We start from the raw sequence: 24,201 nt of genomic DNA on the forward strand, positions 1-24,201 counted from the left end.
AACCTTGGAGAACCGGCCGTCGTCCTGTCAAACCGGCACTCACTGAAGTTGAGTTCACCTGGCTCAACCATGACAGCCCGGCGTTCATTCCCCGGCGGTGCCGCGCGTCCTGCTTTTCCGCCAGCGGCCGCGGTGGTGAGAGGGTGGTGCGGATGAACGAGGTGCACGGGGATGTCTGAGCAGGTCCAGGGGCAGGGGTCTGGGGGTCCGGCGACCCCGGCCCCGGACCGGCTGGCTCCCGGGGAGCCAGAGCAGCTGGTCTACGTGCTGGAGACCCGCTTCGCGGCCTCCCGCGACGCCGCCTCGGCCGCGGTCCGGGACGCCGAGCGCGAGCTGGCCGAGGCCACGCAGCGGCGGGAACGCGCCGAGCTGCAGGCGGCCGAGGAGGAGTACACCTCCGACCCGCTGGTCTTCATGCGGCAGTCCGTCGCCGAGGAGGTCGACGCCCTGCGCCGCAAGACGACCGGCAAGAAGGTCAGGGTCTCCTACCGGTTCCTGCTGGACCGGTCGGTGGAGCTGGCCGCCGCCGAGGTGGACCGCTTCCACTCCGACCGGGACGCGGCCCTGCGGGAGGCCCAGGAGGGCCTCGACGCGCTCCGGGAGGCCGAGCAGCGGGCCGCCGCCGCGGTCGAGGCCGCGCACCTGGCACAGGAGCGGGTCCGGGCCGCCGAGCAGGCCGCCCGCGACGGGCTGGGCACCCTCCTGGACAAGCTCGGGGGGACCGGCGCCTGAACAGGGAGGGGCGGGCGAGGCCCGGGTGAGAGACTCCGCCCATGGTGGACGTGCTGGCCTCGACGCCGCTGCTGACGATGATGCTGGTCGTCGCCCTGGGCACGCTCGTCGGTGCGATTCCGTTCGGCCCGCTGCGCTTCGGCCCGGCCGGCGCCCTGTTCGTGGGCCTGGGCGTCGGTGCCCTCGACCCCCGCCTCGGAGAGGGGCTCGGACTGCTCCAGACCCTGGGCCTGGCGCTGTTCGTCTACACCGTCGGCCTCACCGCCGGCAACACCTTCTTCCGCGACCTGCGACGTCAGCTGCCCCTCATGGGCGGCGCGGGCCTGGTGCTCGCCGCCATGACCGGGGTCGCCATGCTCCTGGGCGGCGTCCTCGGGCTGGCCCCCGCGCTGACGGCCGGGACCTTCGCCGGTGCGCTCACCTCGACGCCCGCCCTGGCGACCGCCATCGACCGCACCGGCGGCCAGGAGCCGGCCGTCGGCTACTCGCTGGCCTACCCCGTGGGCGTCGTCGTCACCATCCTGCTGGTGGCCGCCCTCCTGGCCCGGCCCTGGACGGCCCGGCGCGACCCCGACCCGGTCGCCGGGCAGGGTCTGGTCGACATCTCCGTGGAGGTGGAGCGGCCCTCGCTGCTGGCCGACGTCCCGGGGCTGCGGGAGGGCGAGCTGCGGCTGTCCTACCTCGCCCGCGAGGGTGCCACCCGCGTCGTGAAGCCCGGCGAGCGGCTCGAGGTCGGTGACCGGGTCGTCATGGTCGGACCGGAGCAGGCGGTCGCCCGCGCCCGGGACCACCTGGGACGGCGGGTCGACGAGCACCTGGCCCACGACCGCAGGGACGTGGACCACCGCCGCTTCGTCGTCTCCGACCCCCGGGTCGCCGGACGCACCGTCGGGGAGCTGGACGTCCCGGGCCGGTTCGACGGGGTCGTCACCCGGGTCCGCCGCGGCGACCTGGACCTGCTGGCCTCCGAGGACTTCGTCCTCGAGCTCGGCGACCGGGTGCGCGTCATCGTCCCGCGGGGGCGGCTGGGGGAGGTCTCCGGCCTGTTCGGCGACTCCGAGCGCAGCGTGAGCGAGGTCGACGCCCTCACCCTGGGGGTCGGCCTGGCAGCCGGGCTCGCCCTGGGGCTGGTGACCCTCCCCCTGCCCGGCGGGCTGGACTTCGCGCTCGGCTCGGCCGCCGGGCCGCTCGTCGTCGGCATCGTGCTGGGCCGCCTCGAGCGCACCGGTCCGCTCGTGTGGGGCGTGCCGCTGGCCGCCAACCTCACGATCCGCCAGCTGGGGCTCCTGCTCTTCCTCGGGGCCACCGGCCTCGTCTCCGGCCAGGCGTTCGCGGCCCAGGCCCTCACCTGGACGGGGCTTCAGGTGGTCGCGGCGGCGACCGTCATCACCCTCGTCTCCGGCGTGCTCTTCGTCGGGGTCGCCCGGCTCGCCGGCGTCAGCACCGAGCGCGCGGCGGGCGGGCTCGCCGGGTTCGTCGGGCAGCCGGCCATCCTGGCCTACGCCAAGGGCCGGGTCACCGACGAACGGGTGGAGGCCGGCTACGCCGCCCTGTTCGCGCTGGGGCTGATCCTCAAGATCCTGCTCGTGCAGGTGATCGTGGCCTGAGACCGGGCCGGGCCGGTGGGCGTCGGCGGCGCGCGGCCGGGGACCTCAGAGCTTGGCCAGCTTGGAGTAGGGGCTGAGGATCCGCATGGTGCAGGTGCCGAAGTCGACGCGGACCGCGTCGGTCTCGACCCCCACGACGCGACCCATGCCGTGGGAGTCGTGCGTGACCCGGTCGTCCCGGTGGAACTCGGGGACGGCCGGCGCGGGCTCCCGCCGGAAGGGGCTGGTGGCGGGGTGGCGTCGACGTGCGGGCGTGGTTGACATCTCCTCCAGTATGCACCCGCGGACGCGGACGACCGTCGCGGTGAGGCGTGACGGACCACGCGACGACGTTCTGGGGGCACGGGCGGCACCCGGCTGCATACGACCTGGGGTAGTAGACTTCAGGAGTGGTCGAACCGATGGTGGCCCGCACCGTCGACGCCCTCCCCTCCCGGGCGGGGGCGCGATGACCACGCACGCGCCGACCGCCCCTCCCGGGACCGACCGCGGGCTCCTGCTCCGCCTCGGCCTCGGCGCCCTCGGCTGGGCCGGCCTCTACGCGCTCAACGAGTGGTTCTGGGACGCGGCGGTGGGGTGGCTGGGCCTGGACCTCGGCGAGCGGCTGGTCTCCTCGGTCCACTTCTTCCTCTACGACACCGTCAAGATCTTCCTGCTCCTGCTGGGCCTGATGTTCGTCGTCGGCCTGCTGCGGGCCTCGCTCGACCTGGACCGGGCCCGGGCCTACCTGGAGGGCCGCGGCCTGGGGCTCGGTCTGTTCCTCGCCGTCGTCCTGGGGGTGGTGACCCCGTTCTGCTCGTGCAGCTCGATCCCGCTCTTCATCGGGTTCGTCGCGGCCGGGATCCCCCTGTCGATCACCCTCACCTTCCTCGTCGCCTCCCCGCTCGTCAGCGAGATCGCCGCGATCATGATCGGCGACCAGTTCGGCTGGGACGTCGCCGTCGCCTACGTCCTGGCCGGCGGCACCCTGGCGATGGCGATCGGGTGGGTCTTCTCCCGGTTCCGCCTTGACCGGTGGGTCGAGGACGTGGTCCGCACCAGCCGGGTCGCCGCCCTGCGGGCCGGCGGCCACCGGCCGACCCTGGCCGAGCGGGTCGAGGCCGCCCTGGGCGAGAGCCGCGACATCTTCCGCGACGTGTGGGTCTGGGTCCTCGTCGGCGTGGGCGTCGGCGCGGCCATCCACGGCTGGGTCCCCACCGACTTCTTCGCCCGCTGGGCCGGCCCGCAGAACCCGCTGGCGGTTGCCGTGGCCACGCTGGCGGGCGTCCCCCTCTACGTCAACGGCGCGGGCGTCGTCCCCGTGGGCGAGGCCCTGTGGGCCAAGGGGATGGGCCTGGGCACCGTCATGGCCTTCATGATGAGCTCGATCGCGCTGTCGATCCCGATGGCCATCATGCTGCGCCGCGTCATGCGGCCCCCGCTGCTGGCCCTCTACTTCGGCTCCGTGGCCCTGGGCATCATGGCCCTCGGCCTCGTCTTCAACCTCGCCGGCTGACCCGGCCGGCACCGACGCGCGAGGAGGCGCAGATGATCGTCAAGGTGCTGGGGCCCGGGTGCCGCAACTGCCACCGGCTGGAGGAGCGCACCCGCGAGGCGCTGTCCCGGCTGGGGCTGGAGGCGGAGGTGGAGAAGGTCACCGACTACGGCCAGATCGCCGCCTACGGCGTGCTGCGCACCCCCGGTCTCGTCGTCGACGACGAGGTGGTCCACAGCGGCAGCGTGCCGACGACCGACCACCTCGTCGAGCTGCTCTCGGCCCGTCCGGCCTGAACCGGGGAGGCCGGCCGACCCCCATACCCTGGGGGTATGGAGCAGCTCTCCTCCACCGTGACCGGCACCGCCCTCGTCTTCGAGGGCGGTGGCATGCGGGCGTCCTACACCTCCGGCCTGCTCGTGGCGCTGCTCGAGGCCGGGCTGCACCTGGACTGGGTGGGCGGCGTCTCGGCCGGGGCGAGCAACACCGCCAACTACGTCTCCCGCGACCCCTGGCGGGCCCGGCACAGCTTCACCGACTTCGTCACCGACCCCCGCTTCGGTGACTGGCGCACGTTCGTCCGCGGCCAGGGGCTGTTCAACGCGCGGTACATCTACGAGGAGACCGGGCTGCCCGGGCAGGCGCTGCCCTTCGACTGGGACACGTTCAGCGCGAACCCGGCGCGGGTCCGCGTCAGCGGGTTCAACGCCACCCGCGGCGAGGTCGTCCACTGGGGGCGGGCGGACCTGGCCACGATCGGCGACCTCATGGTCCGCGTGCGGGCCTCCTCGACGATGCCGGTGGTCATGCCGCCCGTGACGATCGACGGGGAGGTCTTCGTCGACGGCGCTCTCGGCCCCTCCGGCGGCATCCCGCTCGACGCCGCCCGGGCCGACGGCCACGAGCGGTTCCTCGTCGTGCTCACCCAGCAGCGCGACTACGTCAAGCCGCCGCCGGCCCGGGCCGGACTGCGCTACCTGCGCCGGCACTTCCGCCGGTTCCCCGCCGTCGGCGAGGCGCTCGCCCGCCGGCACGAGGTGTACAACGCCGTGCGGGAGGAGCTGTGGGAGCTGGAGCGGGCCGGCACGGCATACCTGTTCGTGCCCGAGGCCATGCCGGTGGGCAACGGGACCCGCGACGTGGCCCGCCTGCGGGCCAGCCACGAGGCCGGGCTGGCGCAGGCCCGGCGCGAGCTGCCCGCGATCCGGGAGTTCCTGGGCGTCGGCTGACGGCCGCGCCCCCGCGCCGGGGACGAGCCGGCTCCTGGCATGCTCGGGGTATGCCGTCGCGCACCGTCCCCGAGCACCTGGCCTGCACCGTCGAGGACGGGGTCGCCGCCGTCCGGCTCGCCCGGCCCGACAAGCTCAACGCCCTGACCCTGCCGATGCTGGACGGCCTGGTCGCCACCGCGCACCGGCTGCGCCGCGACCCCTCGGTGCGCGCGGTGGTCCTCTCCGGGGAGGGCGAGGCCTTCTGCGCCGGTCTCGACCTGGGCGGGGCCCTGCGGGACCCGGTCGGCATCGCCGGGCGGCTCCTCCCGCGGCCGTGGCGGGGCACCAACACCTTCCAGGAGGCCTGCTGGGCGTGGCGCCGGCTGCCGGTGCCCGTCGTCGCGGTCGTCCACGGGCACTGCCTGGGCGCGGGGCTGCAGCTGGCGCTGGGGGCCGACCTGCGGGTGAGCACGCCGGACGCGCGGTGGTCGGTGCGCGAGGCCCGGTGGGGGCTGGTACCGGACATGAGCGGCGTGCGCTCCCTGACCCAGCTCGTGGGGCTGGACGTGGCCAAGGAGCTGACCCTCACCGCCCGGTCCGTCACCGGTGCCGAGGCGGGCGACCTGGGCCTGGTCACGAGGGTCGCCGAGGACCCGCACGCCGCCGCGGCCGAGCTGGTCGGGCAGATGGTCGCGCACGACCGGCGGGCGCTGGCCCGCGCCAAGCGCCTCCTCGACGGGGCGGTGGGCACCCGCGCCCGCGCGGTGTTCGCCCGTGAGCGCCGCGCGCAGCTGGGCCTGCTCGCCCGGATGGACCGTTCCGCCGTGCCCGGCTCTACGGCTGGTCGAGGAACTCCCGCAGCAGCTGCTCCAGCTCCGCAGGCGACTCCTCGTTGAGCGCCGGCCCGGCGCCCTCGACGACCCGCAGCCGCGCTCCGGCAATCCCGTCGGCGAGCGCCCGCGCGCCCAGCTGACCAGCGCGGTCGCGACCGCCCACGAGGACCAGGGTGGGGGCCTGGACCCGGGGCAGCGCGTCGGTGAGGTCGGCGCGGCGCGCGACGTCCAGCGCCGCCGTCAGCCGCTCCTTGGACACCCCCGCATCGGCCAGGCGGGAGGCGGGCATCAGCCGCAGGAGCCCGGCCTGCACGCCGCTGACCAGCTTGGGGGTGCGGACCTGACCGCCGACGAGCACCAGCCGGCGGACCAGGTCCGGGCGGTCCGCGGCGAGCCGGGTGGCCACCATCGCCCCCCAGTTCTGGGCGCACAGGTCCAGCCGCGTCAGGCCTTCAAGCTCCAGCTCCTGCGCCAGCCGGGCGGACGCCTCCTCGACCGGCACCGGCCGGGTCTCGGTGGGCCGCAGGCCCGGCACCCAGGGGGTGAGCAGCCGCCGGGACCCGTAGAGCCGCACGACCACGTCCTCCCAGGCCATCGGTGCCTGACCCACGCCGTGGAGCAGGACGAGAGGGGTCGCCGGGTCGGTCGGCTCGGTCGGGTGCTCGGGCTGGGACTCGCTCACCGCGCCAGGGTATGCCGTGCGCGCCTACCCTGGCCCTCATGTCCAGTGCGACCCGATCCGCTCCCGCTCTGCCGGTCGGCCTGGGCGTCCTGGCGGTCGTCCAGGCCGGGGGCGCGGGGAGCCGGATGGACGTCCTGACCCGTGAGCGGGCCAAGCCGGCCCTGCCGTTCGGGGGCACCCACGCCCTGGTCGACTTCCCCCTGTCGGCGCTGCGCGCCAGCGGCATCGCCGACGTCTGGGTGAGTGTGCAGTACCAGTCCGGCTCGCTGGACGTGCACCTGGCCGGCGGGCGGCCGTGGGACCTGGACCGCACCCACGGAGGGTTCCGCCGGATCACCCCCGAGCAGGGCAGCGGGGCGGCCCACGACGACGGGTTCAGCCACGGTAACGCCGACGGTCTGTTCCGCCTCCGGGACGACGTGCGGGTGCACGACCCGGACGTGCTCGTCGTGCTCTCGGCCGACCACGTCTTCTCCGCCGACCTCCGGCCGGCCCTGGCCCACCACCTGGACGTGGGGGCGGAGTGCACGCTGCTGACCGCGGAGGTGGGGGTGCAGGAGGCGGCCGAGAAGATGGTCGTGCACGCGGACGCCGAGGGCCGGGTGACGGGGGTGGACTACAAGCCGGAGTCGACCGACGCGACCACCGTCGCGACCGAGATCTTCCTCTACGACCCCCGGGTGCTGCTGACCGAGCTGGAGCGGCTGCACCGGGAGACGGCCGCGGGGGGCGACCCCGACGACACCGGGCTGGGCGACTTCGGCGAGCTGCTGCTGCCGGCCCTGGTGGAGCGCGGCCGGGTCCACGCCCTGCCGTTGGAGGGCTACTGGCGCGACGTCGGACGACCGGCGGCCTACCTGCAGGCGCACCGCGACCTGCTGGCCGGACGGGTGGACGTCTTCGACCACGTCGACCGGCCGGTGCTCTCCCCCACCCCGGCCGGGGCGCCGGCGTGGGTGGGTGACGGCGGCGAGCTCGACGGGGCGATGGTCTCCCCGGGCTGCCGCGTGAGGGGCCGGGTCGTCCGCTCCGTGCTGGGACCGGACGTCGTCGTCGAGGCCGGGGCCGTGGTGGAGGACAGCGTGCTGATGCGCCGGGCCGTCGTGGAGGCCGGCGCCCGGGTCAGCGCCTGCGTCGTGGACGAGTGGGCCCGCGTCGGCCGGGACGCGGTCGTCGGTCGGCCGCTGCCGGGCACGCGGGTGACCGACGGGGCGATCACCCTGGTGGGCCGGCACGCGGTCGTGGCGCCGGGGGACGACGTGCCCGCCGGCGCCCGGCTGGAGCCGGGGACCACCACGTGAGGCCCCGGCCCGCCCTCTGCGCGAGGATGGGTCCGTGAGCGACGACGACGCATCGCCGGCCCCCCGCGGGTCCCGGACCAGGGACACCGACCGCGAGGACCTCGGCTCGCTGCCGCAGACCCGGTCGATCAGCCGCTGGGACCGCGTCTGGCGGCCGTTCTGGGTGCTGCCCACCGTCATCATCGTCGTGGCCACCCTGGGCGGGGTGTTCATGCCGGTGCTGGACCGCACGCTGGACGACCAGCTGCCCTACTTCTTCCCCGGGGGCCCCAGCGGCGCCCGCGACATGCTCGGCAACATCGCCGGGGCGATGATCTCGGTGACCGGCCTGGTGTTCTCCATCACGATGGTCGTCATCCAGCTGGCCAGCAGCCAGTACAGCCCCCGCGTGCTCGGCGACTTCCTCTCCAGCCGGATCACCCAGGTGACCCTGGGCATCTTCGCCGCGAGCTTCACCTACGCCCTCACGGTGCTGCGGTCCGTCCAGGGCGAGTCGGGCGAGAGCGCCCAGTTCGTCCCGCAGGTCTCGGTCACCCTCGGCTTCTTCCTCGTGCTGGCCAGCGTCGGGATGTTCCTGGCCTTCATCCACCACATCACCAACTCGATCCAGGTCTCCTCGATCGTCTCCCACCTGGGCGAGGACACCGTCGACGTCGTCGACCGCTACTTCCCCGAGCCGGACGCCCCGGGGTCGCGGCTGGGCCTGAACACCTGGGACCCCGGCCAGGGCAGGACCGCCCAGACCCTGCCCGCGCTCGAGCACGGCTCGGTCGTGGAGGTCGACCACCGGCGCCTGGTGGCGTGGGCCGAGGAGCACGACGTCGTCGTCGAGGTGCTGCCGCAGGTCGGCGACTTCGTGCCCGAGGGGATCCCCGCGGTGAAGGTGTGGCGCGAGGTCCGGGCCGGACAGCTGGACGAGGACGACCTGGAGAGCCTCCGGCCGATGGTCGTCGTGGAGAAGGACCGCTTCTTCCACCAGGACCCCGCCTTCGGGATCCGCAAGCTCGTCGACATCGCCGAGCGCGCGCTCTCCCCGGGCATCAACGACCCCACGACCGCCGTCCAGGTGGTCGACGAGCTGCACCGCATCCTGCGGCTCCTGGTCCTGCGCGCCGAGCTGCCGGCCCTGGTGACCCGGGACGGCCAGGTGCGCCTCGTGCACCGGCCGCAGCGGATCGGCCAGCTCGTCGACCTGGCCCTGGCGGAGCCGCTGCACTACGGGCAGGACTCGCTGCAGGTGCCGCGGCGGGTCGTCGCCGTGCTCGAGGACCTCCTCACGGTCGCCCTGCCCGAGCACCGGCCGCTGCTGGAGCGGTGGCTGCGGACCGCGCGCGACCTGGTCGGGGACGTGGCCGAGGGGAGCGGGACGTGAACGAGGCGCTGGAGGGGCTGGAGCTGCCGCCGGTCACCCCGGTGGGGGTGGCCCTCGGGCTGGCGGTCCTCGTCGTCGGCGTGGCGCTGGGCCAGCTCGTCCGGCTGCTCGTGGCGCGCGCGCTGGCCTGGCGCGGCCGCAGCGAGAGCTCGTCCCGGGTCTTCGGCCGCCTCGTCTCCTGGCTGGTCACCCTGCTCGCCGTCGGCGCCGCCGTCACCATCACCTTCCCCAGCATCCGCCCGGTCAACCTGCTCGGGGGCATCGGCGTCGTCTCGATCGCGGCCGGCATCGCCTTCCAGACCGTGCTGGGCAACATGTTCGCCGGCATCGTCATCCTCACCCGGGACCGGTTCCGCGTCGGCGACCAGATCTCGGTGGGCGAGCACCGCGGCACCGTCGTGCAGATGGGCCTGACCAGCACGTCGGTGCGCACCTTCGACGGCCGTCTGGTGCTGGTGCCCAACGGCACGCTGCACTCGGAGGTGGTCACCGTGCAGACCGGCTTCGAGCGCGTGCGCAGCTCGGTGCTGGTCGACGTCGCCGACAGCGCCGACCTCGACCGGGCCGCCCGCGTCGCCGTCGAGGCGATGCGGGCGGTGCCCCAGGTGCTGGACGAGCCGGGTCCCGAGGCCTTCCTCACCTCCATCGGCACCGCCACGGTGCAGCTGGAGCTGCGCTTCTGGTCCGGTGCCCGGCAGCTGGAGACCAAGGAGGCCACCCACGCCGTGGTCAGGGAGGTGCTGGCGGCCTTCGCCGAGCACGAGGTGGAGGCCGGGTCGGACGTCTACACCGTGGACGCCGGGCCCCGCCTGGCCCGGCTGCTGCGCGGCGACCAGGACCGTGCGACGGGTGCGGCCGAGGGGTCGCTGCGGCAGACTGAGGACCCATGAGCAGCCCGCACGACACGAGGACCGAGATCGAGCAGGCCCGCGAGGAGGATGGCCCGGGGCCTGACGGCGAGGAGGTCGCGGGTGAGGTCGAGGCCGAGGAGGCCACGGACGAGGCCGACGGTGACGAGGGCGAGGAGACCGAGGCCGAGGCCGAGGTCGAGGAGACCGAGAGCGACGAGGGCCACGAGGACGGACCCCGCACCGAGGGCCACCGCCTCACGGCGCTGACCGTCACCATGGTCACGGTCGACTGCGAGGACCCCCACGAGCTGGCCGGCTTCTGGCAACGGGCCATGGGCGCCGAGACGGCCCACGAGAGCGAGGACTTCGTGGTGCTGACCGGGGAGCCCCGCCTGGCCTTCCAGCGGGTGGAGCAGCCCAGCGCGGGCAAGAACCGGCTCCACCTGGACCTGGCGGGCACCGACCGGACCACCGAGGTCGCCCGGCTCGTGGAGCTGGGCGCCGAGGTCGTGCGCAACCACGACGTCGACGGGTTCGCCTGGACGGTGATGCGCGACCCCGCCGGCAACGAGTTCTGCGTCGCGGACGCGGAGGACTGAGCCGCCCGGTGCGGATCGCCCTCCTGGCGGCGGGCAGCCGCGGCGACTACCAGCCGGTCCTCGCGGTGGGCCGGGAGCTGGCGGACCGCGGGCACGAGGTCGGGGTGACCGCCACCCGCGAGTTCGTCGGTCTGGTGCAGTCGGCGGGTCTGCGGCCCGAGCCGGTGGACGTCGACGCCATGGCCTACTACCGCGACCAGCTGGGGGCCCACGGCATGCCGACCGACCTCGCCGGCCAGCTCCGCATGCTGCGCGGCCTGGCCGAGCTGCTGGCGCCCTCGGTCCGGCGACGGCTGGAGGAGATGCGGCCCCGCTACGACGGCCTGGTCCTCACCGCGATGACGGCCGGGTGGCCGGCCCTGGCCGGCTGGCCCCGGGCCCCGCGGGTGCTCATGATGTTCGTCCCGGCGCTGCCGACCACCTGGGGCGACACCAGCATGTTCTCCGTCGTGCCGGGCCGGTCGTGGCGCAACCTCGCGGCCGCCCTGAGGGTCCTGCCCACCGCCGTCCGCCTGGTCGCCCCGGACCCCCGCGCCGCGCTGAGCATGGGCACGGCGCCGGCGTTCGTGGCGCACAGCCCCCGGCTGGTCACCCCCCGCAGGGTGGCCGGGCGACAGGTCCGTGCGGTCGGCTACCCGTTCCGTCCGCTCCCGGCGGACACCGCGCTCGAGCCCGGCCTGGCCGCCTGGCTCGACGACGGCCCCGCCCCGGTCTTCGTCGGCCTGGGGTCGCACACCCTGCCCGCCGTGCGCACGGTGCTGGCGCACGCCGTGGAGGCGGCCGCCGACCTGGGGCTGAGAGTGGTGCTCCAGGGCGGCTCCGGCCTCGAGGACGGGCTCGGGCCCGACGTCCGGGTCGTCGACGACGTGGCCCACGAGCTGCTCTTCCCCCGCACCGCCGCGGTCGTGCACCACGGGGGTGCGGGGACCACCGCGCAGGCGTTGCGTTCCGGTCGTCCGCAGGTCGTGGTGCCCTTCACCATGGACCAGCCCTTCTTCGCGCGCCGGGTGCACGAGATCGGCGTCGGATCCGCCCCGGTCCCCGCCGCGTCCGCCACCCGGACGGCGTTCCGGCAGGCGTTGGCGGCCGCCCGGGAGCCCGGCGTCGCGCGGCGGGCGGAGGACGAGGCCGCGGCCGTCGCCCTCGAGGACGGCGTCCGGGGTGCGGCCGCCGAGATCGAGGCCGCACTCGCCGCCCGCACCTCCCGGTAGCGTGGGGGTCGTGCGACCCGTCCGCGCGACCGCCGTCCTGGTCCTCCTCGGCGCCCTGGGGGTGACCGGCTGCTCGTCGACGGCCACGCCGGACCCCGGCACCGGGACGACCCCCGACCCATCCGCGTCGCCGGGCCCTGCCGAGGACGCGACCGCGGGCGGCGGAAGCGACGCGGCCACGGACACGGACGACGCGGGCACGGCCGGCGGTGGCGCGACGGAGGACGCCCCGACCACCGGCGGGACCACCGTGGACCCGGCCGTCCCGCCCGAGCTCGACGTCGAGGTCGTCCTCGACGGGCTCGCCATCCCCTGGGACGTGGCACCCCGCCCCGACGGCACGGTCCTGGTCACCGAGCGGGGCGGGCGGCTGCTGGCCCACCGGGACGGCCGGACCCAGGAGGTGGCCACCGACCTGGACCACCTGTTCGCCTCCGGGGAGGCCGGCCTCATGGGCCTGGCGGTCGAGGAGGACACCGTCTACCTGTGCCACGCCTGGGCCCCGCCCGACGGGCCGGGGGACGTCCGCGTCACCGCCCACACGCTCACCGAGGACCTGACCTCCGCCACCCTGCAGGACGTGGTCGTCGACGGCATACCCCTGACCTCCGGGCGGCACAGCGGCTGCCGGCTGCTCCTGCAGGACGACGGCACCCTCCTCGTCGGGACCGGCGACGCGGCCGACGAGGCCAACCCGCAGGACCTCGACTCCCTGGGCGGCAAGGTGCTGCACGTGCGGACCGACGGCGGAGCGGCCGACCCCGCCTCGGCACCGCCCGGCGCCGACCCGCGCATCCTCACCTACGGCCACCGCAACGTCCAGGGCCTGGCCGGGCAGCCCGGCACCGGGGAGATCTTCTCGGTCGAGCACGGGCCGGCCGTGGACGACGAGGTCAACGTGCTGGAACCGGGGGCCAACTACGGGTGGGCGCCCGGCCCGGGCTACGACGAGGGTGTGCCGATGACCGACCTCGAGCGGTTCCCGGACGCCGTGGAGGCGGTGTGGTCCAGCGGGGACCCCACCCACGCCACGAGCGGTGCCGCCTTCCTCGAGGGCGAGGCCTGGGGCGCCTGGGAGGGCGCGCTCGCGGTCGCCGAGCTCAAGGGGTCAGGGATGACGGTGCTGACCCTCGACGGGCGGGAGGTCGTCGACGAGGCCCGGGTGCCGGAGCTCGAGGGCACCTACGGCCGCCTGCGGTCCGTCGTGCTGGACGACGACGGCGCGCTGTGGGTGACGACCTCCAACGGCAGCGACGACGTCGTCCTGCGGGTCACGCCGCGCGGCTGAGCGGACCCGCTCACCAGCTCCCGTCGCACCGGTCGACCACCTGGGCCAGCCGGTCCACCTGCCGACGGACCTGCCGCTCGTAGACCTCGGCCCGCGGGTGGCCCCGCATGCGGTCCCGGCGCTCGGGGTAGCGGCCGACCAGCTGGGCGTGCGCCAGCACCAGCTCCTCGGCACCGCTGAGGCGGCCGTCCTGCCGGGGAACGCCCAGGACCTCGGCCACGACGTCCAGCAGGGCGGCCGGATCGCCGCAGAAGAGGTGCAGCTTGGCGGCGTCGTGCATGACCGGCGCCTCCTGCGAGTGCTCCCAGTCGAGCAGCGTGAGCCCGTCCGGGCCGGCGAAGACGTTGGAGGGCACCAGGTCCCCGTGCGACCAGGAGACCCGGAGGGTGTCCGCGTCCCGGCCCAAGAGCTCGGCGACGCGTCCGGCGACCCCGTTTGGGACGATGCCGGCGCCGACCGTGGCCGCCCACCGCCGTGACATCCGGTCGCCCCACCGCTGCCGCACGGTCGTGCGCCGCGTCCCGTGTCCGGCATGCAGACCGGCGAGGGCGGTCAGCAGCTCGGCCGCCCGGGCGTCCAGCGCGCGCGCCGACCCCAACGGCCGGCCCTCGACGAGCTCCTCCACGAGGTAGCGCACTCCGGACCCGGTCCGCCCGTGGGAGACCATCCGGGGCGCCAGGCCGGGGGCGTGCCGGGCCACGACCTCGTGCGCGCGCACCGACCGGGAGATCCCGCACTCCCCCTTCGGCCCGGCCGGCTGGGCCGCCAGGACCAGCCCGGCCTCGGGGTATGCCGCGCGCAGCTTGACGCGGTCGGCCAGGTCGAGCTTGCCGAGGACGACCACGTCGGCCGCGACGAGCGCGGTCACCGACCGGACCGCGGGGTCCTCCTCGGACCAGGCTCCCCGCAGGGGCGGAGGCACCATCGGCTCGACGCGGGGGTCGAGCCGACCCACCCGGGCCACCCGGTCACGGACGAGCAGCTCGCGTCCGGTCGTCCGACGTGGAAGGGCGGCGTCCGTCTCCTCGATCTCGGCGACGAGCTCCAGGGCCCCGACGAGCCGGTCGTGCAGGTCCTGCGGCGCGCCCCCGCCCGTCCCGGTGGCTCCCCCGCCCGTCCCGGGAGGTCGCAGCCGGTGACCACGGTCCGCCAACGCCTCGCCGAGCAGCGGCAGCCGCCACCCGTCGGCCGCCCAGGCCTGCTGCTCCCACGGCGTGCGGGCGACCCAGACCGGGGCGCGGCCGGTGAGCGTGCGGACGACCTCCCCCGCCTGCTCGAGGTCGCGCACGGGCTCGTCCGCGGACGGCGGCACGGCCGCGACCAACGCCTCCCCGGCACGCAGCTCAGGGAGCGGCAGGGCGGGTGGGCCGAGAAGCGCGGGGTCGAGGACCAGCAGCGTGCCGGCGACCACCTCGTCGGCGTCGGTGAGCAGCTCGACGTGGCCGGCGGCCGCCTCGGCGAGGAGCTCCTCGTCGTACGGCTCCGGCTCGGCCCCGGCCCGGGTGAGGTCCTCGCGGACGAGCACGGCCGGGAGTCCGCCGTCGGCGGCGACGAGGGCCGCCAGACCACCGCCGAGCGCGGACGGGACGGGCCGGGCCGCGTCGGCCAGCAGGACGAGGGGGGCCGCGGAGGGGGCGCCGCCCGTCGCCCCCGTCCTCGACGGCCCGTCCACGGGGTCGCCCACGGGCACCGTCTCCTGGTCGCGGTCGACCCGGAACCGGCGGGGGACGGCATACGGACGGGGACCCTTCCGCTCGAGGGGAAGTGCGGCCTCTCCCGCCCGGACCCTGCGGTGCCAGTCGCGGAAGGCGTTGCGGAAGAGCACGCGGTCGGGGTGGTGCCAGCCCCAGGCGAAGTCGGCCCGCGAGAGCGAGCCCGCCGCCAGCCGGGTGATCGCCAACGGAGCGACGACGTCCTGCACGGGGCCGACCAGCCGCAGCCGCTCGGCGAACTCCGAGTCCGCCCCCTTGCGCAGGGTGTCGAAGGGTCCCACCCGGTCGAAGACCTCGCGGCGCACGAGGAGGGAGCTGGCGTTCATCCGCTCCGGGCGGTAGCCGAACCACTGCCGGGTCAGGTCCGGCCGGGCACGGACGGCGGCCGACCGGCTGGCGACGGCCTCCGGATGGTCGGTCAGGGCCGCGACCTGCCGGGCCAGCCGCTCAGGGTGCGACCAGTCGTCGGCGTCCTGGGTGGTCACCAGCTCTCCCCGGGCCTCGGCCAGGGCACGGTTGCGAGCCACGTACGCCCCGCCGTTGCGGTCCTGCCGCAGGAGCCGGACGCGGTCGTCGAGGGCGGCGACGGCCTCGAACACCGCGGCGAAGCCGGGTCCGGAGGCGTCGTCGACGACCACCACCTCGAGCTGGCCGTAGGACTGGGCCAGCACCGAGCGCACCGAGGTGAGCAGCCCGGCGTCGGGGCGGAAGGCGGGCACGACGACGGTGACGAGCGGGCCGTCCACCGAACGGGCCGGCCCCAGGTGCAGGCCGTCGAAGAGGCACGCCCCCGAGGGGTCCACCTGCGGCCCGAGGAGGTCGCGCGCCCGGAACCGGGAGCCGAGCGCCGCCACCCAGGCCTGGTGGTCCGCGGCGTCGACCGGGCGTCCGCCGGCGCCCGCCCCGTCGGCGTCTCCCGCCCGCCGCACGTAGGGGTTGAGCAGGTCGGCCCGCAGCCCCTCGGCCACGTCCGCCGTCAGGCCGCCGAGGGTGGCCAGACCCTCGTGCACGAGGTCCGTCCGCCCGGCGAGGTAGGCGGCCTGCAGGTAGTGCCGCTGCTCGACGGGGCGCAGCCCACCCGGCCCGTGCCGCCCGACGACCTGCCGGAAGACCTCCACGGCGGCGGCCAGACCTCCCGTCTCCCCCGTGGCCGCCCACGCGGTGGCCAGCGCCACCGTGAAGGGCAGGGTCTCCCCCGGCACCGTGGTCGCCGCGGGCAGGGGCTCGCCGTCGAGCAGGGCGGCGGCCACGGCGGCGGACGGCCGCCGGAAGCCGGCGGTGAGCGCCAGCGCCTCCAGGCCCGCGGGGTGCCGGCCGCGCAGCGCCACGGCCAGCAGCCTGGCGGCCCGGTCCCGGGCCGGGGCCCCGCCGTCGCCACCGTCCAGGAGCAGGCGCGCGGACAGCACGCTCGTCGCCTCCACCCGTGCCCACCTCCTCGCGTCCCGACGTCGCCGGTCAGCCTAGTGCCGCATACCCTGGGTCCCGTGAGCACGCACATCGCAGCCCAGCCCGGTCAGATCGCCCCCCGCATCCTCCTGCCCGGGGACCCCCTGCGCGCCCGGTGGATCGCCGAGACCTTCCTCGACGACGCCGAGTGCTACTCCGAGGTCCGGGGGATGCTCGGGTTCACCGGCACGTTCCGCGGCGAACGGGTCTCGGTCCAGGGCACGGGTATGGGGCAGCCGTCCGCCTCCATCTACGTCAACGAGCTGATCGACGAGTACGGCGTCCAGCAGCTGGTGCGGGTCGGGTCCTGCGGGGCGCTCACCGATCGCCTGCAGGTGCGCGACGTGGTCCTGGCGATGGCCGCCGCGACCGACAGCTCGATGAACACGCTGCGCTTCCAGGGCTACCACTACCCCGCGACGGCCGACTTCGCGCTGCTGCGGGCGGCGGCCGACGCGGCGCAGGCGCACGGGGCGCGCCACCACGTCGGCACCGTCTTCAGCTCGGACAGCTTCTACCACTCTCGCCCGGAGCTGACCGCCAAGGTCGTGGAGTACGGCGTCGCGGCCGTGGAGATGGAGACGGCCGAGATCTACACGCTGGCGGCCAAGGCCCGGCGGCAGGCGCTGACGGTGTGCACCGTCTCCGACCACATCGTCACGGGCGAGGAGACGAGCGCCTCGGAGCGGGAGCAGACCTTCGGCGACATGGTGACGATCGCCCTGGAGGCGATGCTGGCCACCCCGCTGCCCTCGGCCTGAGCCCCGGCCCCGCCGTCGGGGCGGGCGGCCCAGGCGGCGGCCTCAGCCGAGGAAGGCGCGCACGTCCGCGGCGAGCCCGGCACGGCTCCGAGCCGGGCGAGCTGGGCGAGGTCGAACATCGAGGTGTCCGAGACGATCTGGTCCAGCTCGCCCCGGACCCACAGCACCGGCGGGACGGGGTCGAGGTCGGCGAAGCCGCTCTGGTCGAGGTACTTCGGCGACAGCGCGTTGTTCATCCCGGTCGTGCCGGGGGCCACCCCGGGCCAGTTCGACGACGTCGTGAGGTCGCCGGGGTAAACGTCGTCACCGACGGAGGTCTTGAGCATCCCGTCCAGGTAGCGCTGCTCGACGTCGGGGTCGAAGGTGAACCCGGGGGCGACGTAGAACTGGCGCAGCGTGGTCAGCGGGCTGGTCGGCTCCTCGCCGCGGTCGCCCGCGCCCAGCTTGGCCTGGACGGTCATGCCGGGCATCCTGCCAGCGTCCTGCCGTCCCTGTCAGGGCTCGCTGTGGTCAGGGGTCGGCGTGCTCGGGCGGCCACACCACGGCGAACCTCTCGAGCACGATCTCCTGGTCCTCCGACCAGGGCTCGCCGCGCGCCGCGCAGGTGCGCGTCCAGTAGCGCCGGTGCTCCCGCCGCCAGCTCTCCAGCGACAGATCGCCCTCCCCCTCCTGCGCGGCGTAGGTCGCGTCGACCCCGCCGAAGGTGCCGATCCGCAGCTCGGTGCTGCGGAGGACGAGGCGCGGCCTCCCCCGGCCGTCGCAGGCGATCCAGTGGGACCCGACCCGTGGCAGCGGCTCGCCCTCGGCCAGGAAGTCGGCGACCAGCGCCGAGGTCGCCCGCTTGCCGCCGGCCAGCACGAGGTCGAGCAGCTCGTCAGCGAGCTCCTCGGAGTCCCCGAAGTGCTCGACCGTGTGGTCGGGGCAGGCGGCGACGACGCCCGGGAAGGCCGCGGCATACGCCTCCCAGAGCGCGGCCGCGGCGGCGACGTCCGGCGCGCCGGGGGGTGTGCGGTGCTGCTCGGCCACGGCAGACCCGGGCGGGTCAGGCCGCGCGGCGCGCGACGACGTCGACGAAGACCTGGGGCAGCTCGCGGGGGTCGGTGATGACCAGCGACTCGCCGCCGGCCGCCGTGGCCAGCCGCTCCAGCGCGTCGGCGTCCACGTCGGGCCCCACACCGATGAGGACGACGGTCACCTGCCGGTCGCCCTCCTCCCGGGCCTGCTCCAGCCGTTCGACGACCTCGTCCTCGGACAGTCCGCCCGTCGAGTCGTCGTTGATGCCGTCGGTGAGCATGAGCACCGAGCTGATCGCGTCGTCGACGTCCTCCTCCTGCATCGCGCTGTACGCGGCCCAGAGGGAGTCGTGCAGGCCGGTGTCGCCCTGCAGGGTGTCGACGCCGAGCTCTTCGGTGACCCCCAGGAGGACCTCCTTGTGCGTGACGTCCCCGACCTCCTCCTCGAGCGGTCGCAGCGGGGCGGCCTCGACGTGGTCACGCTCGCCGTCGAGGGAGGTGGCGAAGTACCACACGCCCACCGCCGTCCGCTCCGGGATGACCGACAGCGCCGTCTGCGCCGCCTCGCGGGTGAGGTCGATGCGGGTCGCGTCGTCGTCGACCGGTGCCTCCATCGACCCGGAGATGTCGATGAGGGCCAGGATGCGCGACTGGGGGGCGATGACCGACCAGGTCTCGGCGACCGTGGCGGTCAGCTGCTCGTCGGGGGCCTCGCCCGTCGTGCGCACCCGCTCGGGGACGCCCGGGACCCCGGGCGCGGCGCCCTCGTCCCCGGGGCGCAGGAACGACTCCGCCAGGTCGCCGTCGGCGGCGCCGGAGGTCAGCTCCTCCTGGAGGGCCGCGACGGCCTCTTCAGACCCCTCCTGGCCGACGCGCACGAACGGCAGCTGGACGGTGCCGAGGTCGCCGCCGAGCTGCACCCCCTGCAGCTCCTGGCCGTCGGCCACAGCGGTGCCGATCTGCTGCTCCGTGGCCGGGACCAGCGTGTCCGCGTCGGACCGCAGCACCGACAGCGGGTCACCCTGGGCGGCCGTCTGGGCGAGCACGACGAGCAGGCTGCGGCCGGGGCCGCCCGGCTCGTCCAGCGACCCCAGCTCCTCGGAGGTGGCGGCGAGCAGGGCCATGGTGGCCGGGTCGTTGCGGGGGTCCCCCAGGCGCATCGTCAGCTGCGCGTCCCCGGTGGCCGCCTGCTCCTGGTAGACCTGCGCCAGCTCGGCGAAGCTGCTGTCCGGGGTCAGGCCCAGGTCACCCATCCCGGCGACCGTGCCGGGCGCACCGGTGAGCAGGACCGGGCTGCTGGCGACCGTGGGGCCGACCTGGAGGTCCACCCCGTCCCGGGCGGCCAGCTGGGCCCAGGCCACCGAGCTGGGGAGCCAGACGTCGGGGGCGTCCTCACCGCGGACCTCCGCCTGGGAGGTGGCGGTCTCCCGCTCCTGGACGTCGTAGGTGAAGCAGTCGTCGGCCGCCCGGTCCGCGGCGGCGGTGACGGCGGGCAGCAGCTCCGGTGCCGACCACACGGTCACCGGGTCGCAGCTCTCGGGGGCGGCGGCCGGCGGGGGGTCGCTGGTGACGGCGGCGTCGTCGGACGGGGCCGGCTCGGCGGTCGTCGGGGCGGGGTCGGGCGCGTCGGCGGCCGGGTCGTCGTCGTCCCCGCCGAGGAACCAGAACGCACCGGCCACCAGCACGACGCCGAGCAGGGCGAGCAGGGCCCACAGGATCCCCCTGCGGTCGTTGTCCTCCGGCGGACGGCTGTGCTTGGCCACGAGCGAAAGGTAGCAGCCCGTCCGTGGACGCCGTCAGCACGGACCGGAGGCGGGCGGCTCAGCCCGGTGCGGTCCGGCGGGGGAGCCCGTCCTCGAGGAAGAGGGGGCCCGCGCCGCCCGCCGTCCCCCCGACCTCGGCCTCGGCCTCGGCCAGGGAGGTCAGCAGCCGGGCGACGTAGGGGGCGACGTGGTCGGCCGCCTCGGCGAGGGTGCACCAGTGGACGGAGCGCAGCTCGGTGCGCTGCAGCACCGCCCGGTCCAGCAGGTCGGGGTGGACCCCCAGGTCGAAGACGAGCAGGAGGGCGTCGGCCCACTGCTTGTAGGGCGGGAGCCAGTCGACCGCGAGCAGGTCGCCGACCGGCAGGTCGACGCCCAGCTCCTCGCAGACCTCCCGCTCGAGGCTGGCCACCGGTGTCTCGGCCGGCTCGGCCACGCCGCCGACGAGGTCCCAGTCGCGCTTGTAGGTCAGCTCGCACAGCAGCACCCGGCCCTGGTCGTCCCGGACGAGCCCCTGCACGATGAGCCGCTTGGTGGGCAGGGTGGCGTTCAGCATCCCCAGGAACCCGGCGGGGGTCCCGGGGGACGGGTCGTCCCGCAGCCGGCCGAGCCGGAGGACGTCGCCGGGTGGTCCGTCGGCGGCCGCGGCCCGGCCGCGGGCGACGCCCTCGGGCCGCAGCCCGGCCCGCTGGAGGACGCGCCGGGTCCCGTGGTCGTCCACGTCCACCTGAGCCTCGACGCGGTGGTGCCCGTCGCCGAACGACCGCTCCACCAGCCCGACGACGAGGTCGACGGCGTCCGTCGGGTCGGCCGGCAGGTGGGACAGACCGACCAGCTCGACCACGCCGGGGGCGACGGTCCGGCGGCGGACGTTCCCGGGCAGGACGGGCTCGTCGCGGCCGTCGCGCCCGGCGCCCGGGCCCTCGCCGGGGAGCGGCGGCATACCCGGCCCGTGGTCCGTGCTCAGACGTGCCGCCGGCTGGTGATGACCCGGAACCGGTTGGCCACGAACGCCGTGTCCGCGTAGGCGGCGTTGGCGGCCGGGTTGGCCCCGGTGCCGTGCAGGTCGCTGAACGCGGCCGTCTGGTTGACGAAGATCTGCCCGGTGAGGTTCTCCGAGAGCGCGACCCCCGCCTCGACCGCCGCCTCCCGGGCGTCCTCGAGCACCTGCTCGTCGGTGGAGTAGACGGAGGCGGTCATCCCCCCGTGCTCGCGCACGGTCTCGGCGAAGCGTCGCAGCGACTCGGTCGTGTCGGCGGTCCGCACGAGGAAGGCGACCGGCCCGAAGCACTCCTGGGTGTAGGCGACCTCGTTGCCCGCGTCGGTGGCCACGAGGGCGGGCGTGCGCACGACGGCGTCGGGATAGTGCGGGTGGGTCACGGCCCGGGAGTCGAGGAGCACCTCGCCACCGAGCCGCTCGGCCAGGGCCGGCACGTCGGTCGCCCGGCCGCGGACGTCGTCGTTGACGGTGGCGCCGAGGATCTCCACCGCACGGGCGTCGTCGGCGGTGAACCGCGAGAGAGCCTCCGCCAGGTGCTGCCCGAACTCGTCGGCGCCCAGGTGGCCCTCGTCGGTGTCGACCCCGGTGGCCGGCACGTAGACGTTCTGCGGGGCGGTGCACATCTGGCCCGAGTAGAGCGAGAAAGAGAACGCCAGGTTGCCCAGCAGGCCCTTGAGGTCGTCGGTGGAGTCGACGACGACGGAGTTGAGGCCGGCCTTCTCGGTGTAGACCAGCTTGCCCGCCTTGCCGGCCTCGGCCTCCAGCCACGCGCCGAACCCGGGCCCGCCGGTGTAGTCGATGATCTTCACCGCCGGGTGCAGGGCCAGGTCCTTGGCCAGGGTGCCGCCGTCGTCCTCGGCGGCCAGCTGGACCAGGGCCGGGTCGAAGCCGGCCTCGAGCAGCACCTCGCGGGCGGTGGCGACGGTGAGCGCCAGCGGGAGGACGGCACGGGGGTGGGGCTTGACGACGACCGGGTTGCCGGTGGCCAGGCTGGCGAAGATGCCCGGGTAGGCGTTCCAGGTGGGGAAGGTGTTGCAGCCGATGACCAGCGCCACCCCCCGGGGCACGACCCGGTAGTCCTTCTGCATCCGGATCGGCCCGCCCTTGGCGGGCTTCTCCCAGACCACGGAGGCAGGGATGCGGCTCTGCTCCTCCAGGGCGGCCACGACGGCCTCGAGCGCCCGGTCCTGGGCGTGCGGACCGCCGGCCTGGAAGCTCATGACGAACGGCTGGCCGCTGGTGTGCATGACGGCGTGGGCCATCTGGTGGGACCGGGCGTTGATCCGGTCGACGATCTCGGTGCAGACGGCGGCGCGGACCTCGGCGCCCGCGTCGCGCCAGGCGGGCATCGCGGCGAGCGCGGCGTCCATGGCGGCGTCGACGTCGAGCTCGGGGTAGCGCACGCCTAGCGTCGGGCCGTAGGGGCTGACCTCGCTGCCGACCTCCCGACCGGTGGAGGGCTGGTCGGCCAGGGCCGAGTAGCTGGCGTTGAGGCTGCGCTCGTGGGCGTCCTGGCCGTCCTGCGGCGCGGTCTCGCCGTAGACGCGCGGGCTGGGAGACTCGGGGTAGCGGCTGTAGTAGCTGCGCTCCCGGAGGGCCCGGGCGGCCTCCTCGAGGGTGTCCCGGTGCTGCTCCAGGAGCGGGTGCGTCGTCGCGGTCTCAGACATGCCCGTCAGCCTAACGACCGATGCCGGGTGCCGGCCCGGTCATCCCGCCGCGCCCGGCGGGCGGCCCGCCACCCGCTCCCCGCGGCGCACCTCCCAGGCGGTGGCCCCGCCCACGAGGACGCCGCCGACGAGGTTGGCGAGCAGGTCCCTGGCCGTGTTGTCGTAGCCGCCGACCCGGGTGCTCTCCAGCGTCAGGGTGAGCACCCACTCGACCACCTCGTTCAGCGCCCCGAACGCGCCGGCGCCGAGCACCACGACCCACCAGGCCGCCGCCGCCCGGGCGCCGGGGACCGGGGCCAGACGTCGTCCCAGCGCCTCCCACGTGGCCCGGCCGACCACGCCGAACCCGACCGCGTGCTGCAGGTTGTCGTAGCGGACCACGTCCTGGACCAGCCACCACTGGTAGAGCGTTCCGGTCCCGACCGGGACCATCCCCCCGGCCAGGTGGCCGAGGCCGAAGAGGAGCAGGCCCCAGACCGTGGGTGCGCTCAGCCCGGCGCGGCGGTGCAGGAGCGCGACCGCGCCCGCGCCCAGGACGAGGACGGCCAGGTAGACCTGCCAGTTGGGCTGGCCCGTAGCGATGCCCAGCCCGAGGAGCGCGGCGGTCCCGACCAGTCCGACGACGAAGGGGACCACGAGGTCGGCGATCCTCCCGCCGGGACGTGGCGGGACGGGGCCCGCGGGAGGGTCGCCCGGCCGGGTGGTCACGGCGACCCGGTGCCGGGCCGGGCGGCCGCGGGGTCGAGCACGACGGCGAAGAGCGCCCGCGGGTCCTGCAGCGTGGCGGGCCGTCGGGCGGCGGACCGGGGGACGACGTGGCCCCAGCGCACCGGGCGGCGGTGGGGCAGGGGCCCGTGGGGGACGAAGACGTAGTCCCCGGCGACCTCCCCCAGGAGCAGCCCGGCGCCGTCCTGCACGGGCAGGCCCACGAGATCGCCCGGCCGGACCTCGTCGAGGAGCGTGGACAGCTGGCGCAGGTCCTTGGCGGGCCGCCGGCCCGTGCGCTCCCGGGAGAGCGCCCGCAGCTCCTCCGGGCCCAGGCCGGCGGCGGGCACGTCAACCCCGGACCGGGTGCCCAGGCCCATGACGCCGGCCCCCAGGCATACCCCGACCTCCGTCTCCGTGGGCGGCCGCACGACCCAGACCCGCGTCCCCGCCGGTCCGGGCGGCACCGGGACGTCGTCGGGCCCGGGCCAGACGTAGGGCAGGTCGTCCGGCTCCGGGCCGTAGCGCGCGGTCAGCAGCGGCCGGTAGTGGTCGGGGTCCTTGGCCAGCAGGTTGGATCGGTGCGAGCGGTGCAGCTCCGCGTCGCCCAGCCAGGACGGCAGGAGGCCGGCGGCGGCCAGCTCCTGCTGGGGGACGTCGACGACCCCGGGGGCGAACTCCGCGATCGCCGGGGCCGTCCCGTCGGCGTGCCCGCGGTCGCGCCACTGCCGCACCATCGCCAGGCCGTAGGCGACCAGGGCGGGGGTGCGTCCGCGCCACATCCGCACGGCGGGGTGGTTGACCCAGCCGTAGTCCGGCAGCTCCAGGGCGCGCAGGACCTGCAGGGTCTCCACCCGCTGCTTGCCCAGCCGGGCGTCGTCGAGCAGCCGGGCGCTCTCGTCGAAGCCCGGGTCGGGCAGGAAGGTCTGCACCGGACCATCCTGCTGGACGGGGCCACCGGGCGTCACCCCGGTGG

General features: G+C 75.5%; 22 protein-coding genes. 13 read left to right on the forward strand and 9 right to left on the reverse strand.

The features are described from left to right. Positions 1–171: 171 nt before the first annotated feature. Together FJR00_RS01035 and FJR00_RS01040 are read left to right on the forward strand one after the other, a co-directional pair. Entirely contained in the window at positions 172–732 is a 561-nt protein-coding gene (locus FJR00_RS01035; RefSeq protein ID WP_141337065.1) for a hypothetical protein, read from the forward strand. 41 nt (positions 733–773) lie between these two features. Then, positions 774–2,339 (forward strand): aspartate:alanine exchanger family transporter, encoded by a 1,566-nt coding sequence (locus FJR00_RS01040; protein WP_141337066.1) that lies wholly within the window; start codon positions 774–776, stop codon positions 2,337–2,339. A 45-nt stretch (positions 2,340–2,384) separates the two neighbouring features. On the opposite strand, the gene FJR00_RS01045 is transcribed toward FJR00_RS01040, so the two are convergent. Beyond that, the gene (locus FJR00_RS01045) at positions 2,385–2,603 is read right to left on the reverse strand and encodes a hypothetical protein (protein WP_141337067.1); all 219 of its coding nucleotides are present in this window, start codon (positions 2,601–2,603) and stop codon (positions 2,385–2,387) included. 184 nt (positions 2,604–2,787) lie between these two features. Between FJR00_RS01045 and FJR00_RS01050 the strand changes: the two genes are divergently transcribed. The 4 genes from FJR00_RS01050 to FJR00_RS01065 are packed head-to-tail and all read left to right on the forward strand — an operon-like array spanning position 2,788 to position 5,920. After that, positions 2,788–3,834 carry a permease gene (locus FJR00_RS01050; protein ID WP_141337068.1) on the forward strand — a complete coding sequence of 349 codons (1,047 nt, stop codon included), beginning with the start codon at positions 2,788–2,790 and terminating at the stop codon, positions 3,832–3,834. 32 nt (positions 3,835–3,866) lie between these two features. Beyond that, positions 3,867–4,109: a thioredoxin family protein gene (locus tag FJR00_RS01055; RefSeq protein WP_075958140.1), complete on the forward strand. Its 243-nt coding sequence runs from the start codon at positions 3,867–3,869 to the stop codon at positions 4,107–4,109. Positions 4,110–4,145: 36 nt separating this feature from the next. Beyond that, positions 4,146–5,042: a patatin-like phospholipase family protein gene (locus FJR00_RS01060; protein ID WP_075958141.1), complete on the forward strand. Its 897-nt coding sequence runs from the start codon at positions 4,146–4,148 to the stop codon at positions 5,040–5,042. A gap of 50 nt (positions 5,043–5,092) precedes the next feature. Then, entirely contained in the window at positions 5,093–5,920 is an 828-nt protein-coding gene (locus FJR00_RS01065; protein WP_141337069.1) for a crotonase/enoyl-CoA hydratase family protein, read from the forward strand. On the opposite strand, the gene FJR00_RS01070 is transcribed toward FJR00_RS01065, so the two are convergent. Next, entirely contained in the window at positions 5,859–6,539 is a 681-nt protein-coding gene (locus tag FJR00_RS01070; protein ID WP_141337070.1) for an alpha/beta fold hydrolase, read from the reverse strand. The two genes, FJR00_RS01065 and FJR00_RS01070, sit on opposite strands and share 62 nt — an antisense overlap. Before the next feature lie 38 nt (positions 6,540–6,577). Between FJR00_RS01070 and FJR00_RS01075 the strand changes: the two genes are divergently transcribed. From FJR00_RS01075 to FJR00_RS01105, 6 genes are read left to right on the forward strand one after another with little or no spacing between them, the layout of a single operon-like run. Further along, positions 6,578–7,840: a glucose-1-phosphate adenylyltransferase family protein gene (locus tag FJR00_RS01075; RefSeq protein WP_141337071.1), complete on the forward strand. Its 1,263-nt coding sequence runs from the start codon at positions 6,578–6,580 to the stop codon at positions 7,838–7,840. A 34-nt stretch (positions 7,841–7,874) separates the two neighbouring features. Beyond that, positions 7,875–9,212, forward strand: coding sequence for a DUF2254 domain-containing protein (locus tag FJR00_RS01080; RefSeq protein ID WP_181409432.1), 1,338 nt, complete (start codon positions 7,875–7,877; stop codon positions 9,210–9,212). Continuing rightward, positions 9,209–10,102 (forward strand): mechanosensitive ion channel family protein, encoded by an 894-nt coding sequence (locus FJR00_RS01085; RefSeq protein ID WP_238330226.1) that lies wholly within the window; start codon positions 9,209–9,211, stop codon positions 10,100–10,102. The genes FJR00_RS01080 and FJR00_RS01085 overlap by 4 nt, the downstream gene beginning before the upstream one ends. Further along, positions 10,099–10,662, forward strand: a complete 564-nt coding sequence (locus FJR00_RS16105; RefSeq protein ID WP_238330227.1) for a VOC family protein — start codon at positions 10,099–10,101, stop codon at positions 10,660–10,662. Before FJR00_RS01085 ends, FJR00_RS16105 begins: the two co-directional genes overlap by 4 nt. An 8-nt stretch (positions 10,663–10,670) precedes the next feature. Then, on the forward strand, positions 10,671–11,873 hold the full coding sequence (locus FJR00_RS01100; RefSeq protein ID WP_141337073.1) for a glycosyltransferase: 1,203 nt from the start codon (positions 10,671–10,673) through the stop codon (positions 11,871–11,873). Positions 11,874–11,883: 10 nt separating this feature from the next. Beyond that, the gene (locus FJR00_RS01105; protein WP_238330228.1) at positions 11,884–13,161 is read left to right on the forward strand and encodes a PQQ-dependent sugar dehydrogenase; all 1,278 of its coding nucleotides are present in this window, start codon (positions 11,884–11,886) and stop codon (positions 13,159–13,161) included. A gap of 10 nt (positions 13,162–13,171) precedes the next feature. Here FJR00_RS01105 and FJR00_RS01110 read toward each other — a convergent pair whose 3' ends face one another. Beyond that, a complete protein-coding gene (locus FJR00_RS01110) occupies positions 13,172–16,294 on the reverse strand; it encodes a glycosyltransferase family A protein (RefSeq protein WP_141337074.1) in 3,123 nt (1,040 codons plus the stop codon). Positions 16,295–16,357: 63 nt separating this feature from the next. Here FJR00_RS01110 and deoD point away from each other — a divergent pair, with 63 nt between their 5' ends. Beyond that, the gene (deoD, locus tag FJR00_RS01115; protein ID WP_141337075.1) at positions 16,358–17,080 is read left to right on the forward strand and encodes a purine-nucleoside phosphorylase; all 723 of its coding nucleotides are present in this window, start codon (positions 16,358–16,360) and stop codon (positions 17,078–17,080) included. Between the two features lie 510 nt (positions 17,081–17,590). On the opposite strand, the gene FJR00_RS01125 is transcribed toward deoD, so the two are convergent. From FJR00_RS01125 to FJR00_RS01150, 6 genes are read right to left on the reverse strand one after another with little or no spacing between them, the layout of a single operon-like run. Then, the gene (locus tag FJR00_RS01125; protein WP_141337076.1) at positions 17,591–18,106 is read right to left on the reverse strand and encodes an ASCH domain-containing protein; all 516 of its coding nucleotides are present in this window, start codon (positions 18,104–18,106) and stop codon (positions 17,591–17,593) included. A 16-nt stretch (positions 18,107–18,122) separates the two neighbouring features. Further along, complete coding sequence (locus tag FJR00_RS01130) at positions 18,123–19,856, reverse strand: VWA domain-containing protein (protein WP_141337077.1); 1,734 nt, start codon at positions 19,854–19,856, stop codon at positions 18,123–18,125. A gap of 58 nt (positions 19,857–19,914) precedes the next feature. After that, complete coding sequence (locus FJR00_RS16110) at positions 19,915–20,796, reverse strand: NUDIX hydrolase (protein WP_238330229.1); 882 nt, start codon at positions 20,794–20,796, stop codon at positions 19,915–19,917. 20 nt (positions 20,797–20,816) lie between these two features. Beyond that, on the reverse strand, positions 20,817–22,520 hold the full coding sequence (gene paaN, locus FJR00_RS01140) for a phenylacetic acid degradation protein PaaN (RefSeq protein ID WP_141337078.1): 1,704 nt from the start codon (positions 22,518–22,520) through the stop codon (positions 20,817–20,819). Positions 22,521–22,559: 39 nt separating this feature from the next. Next, positions 22,560–23,228, reverse strand: a complete 669-nt coding sequence (locus tag FJR00_RS01145; RefSeq protein WP_141337079.1) for a DUF2238 domain-containing protein — start codon at positions 23,226–23,228, stop codon at positions 22,560–22,562. Beyond that, positions 23,225–24,157: an MSMEG_6728 family protein gene (locus FJR00_RS01150; protein WP_141337080.1), complete on the reverse strand. Its 933-nt coding sequence runs from the start codon at positions 24,155–24,157 to the stop codon at positions 23,225–23,227. The genes FJR00_RS01145 and FJR00_RS01150 overlap by 4 nt, the downstream gene beginning before the upstream one ends. Between the last annotated feature and the right edge of the window lie 44 nt (positions 24,158–24,201).

This window comes from Ornithinimicrobium kibberense (assembly GCF_006519705.1).
GTDB classification, from domain to species: domain Bacteria; phylum Actinomycetota; class Actinomycetes; order Actinomycetales; family Dermatophilaceae; genus Ornithinicoccus; species Ornithinicoccus kibberensis.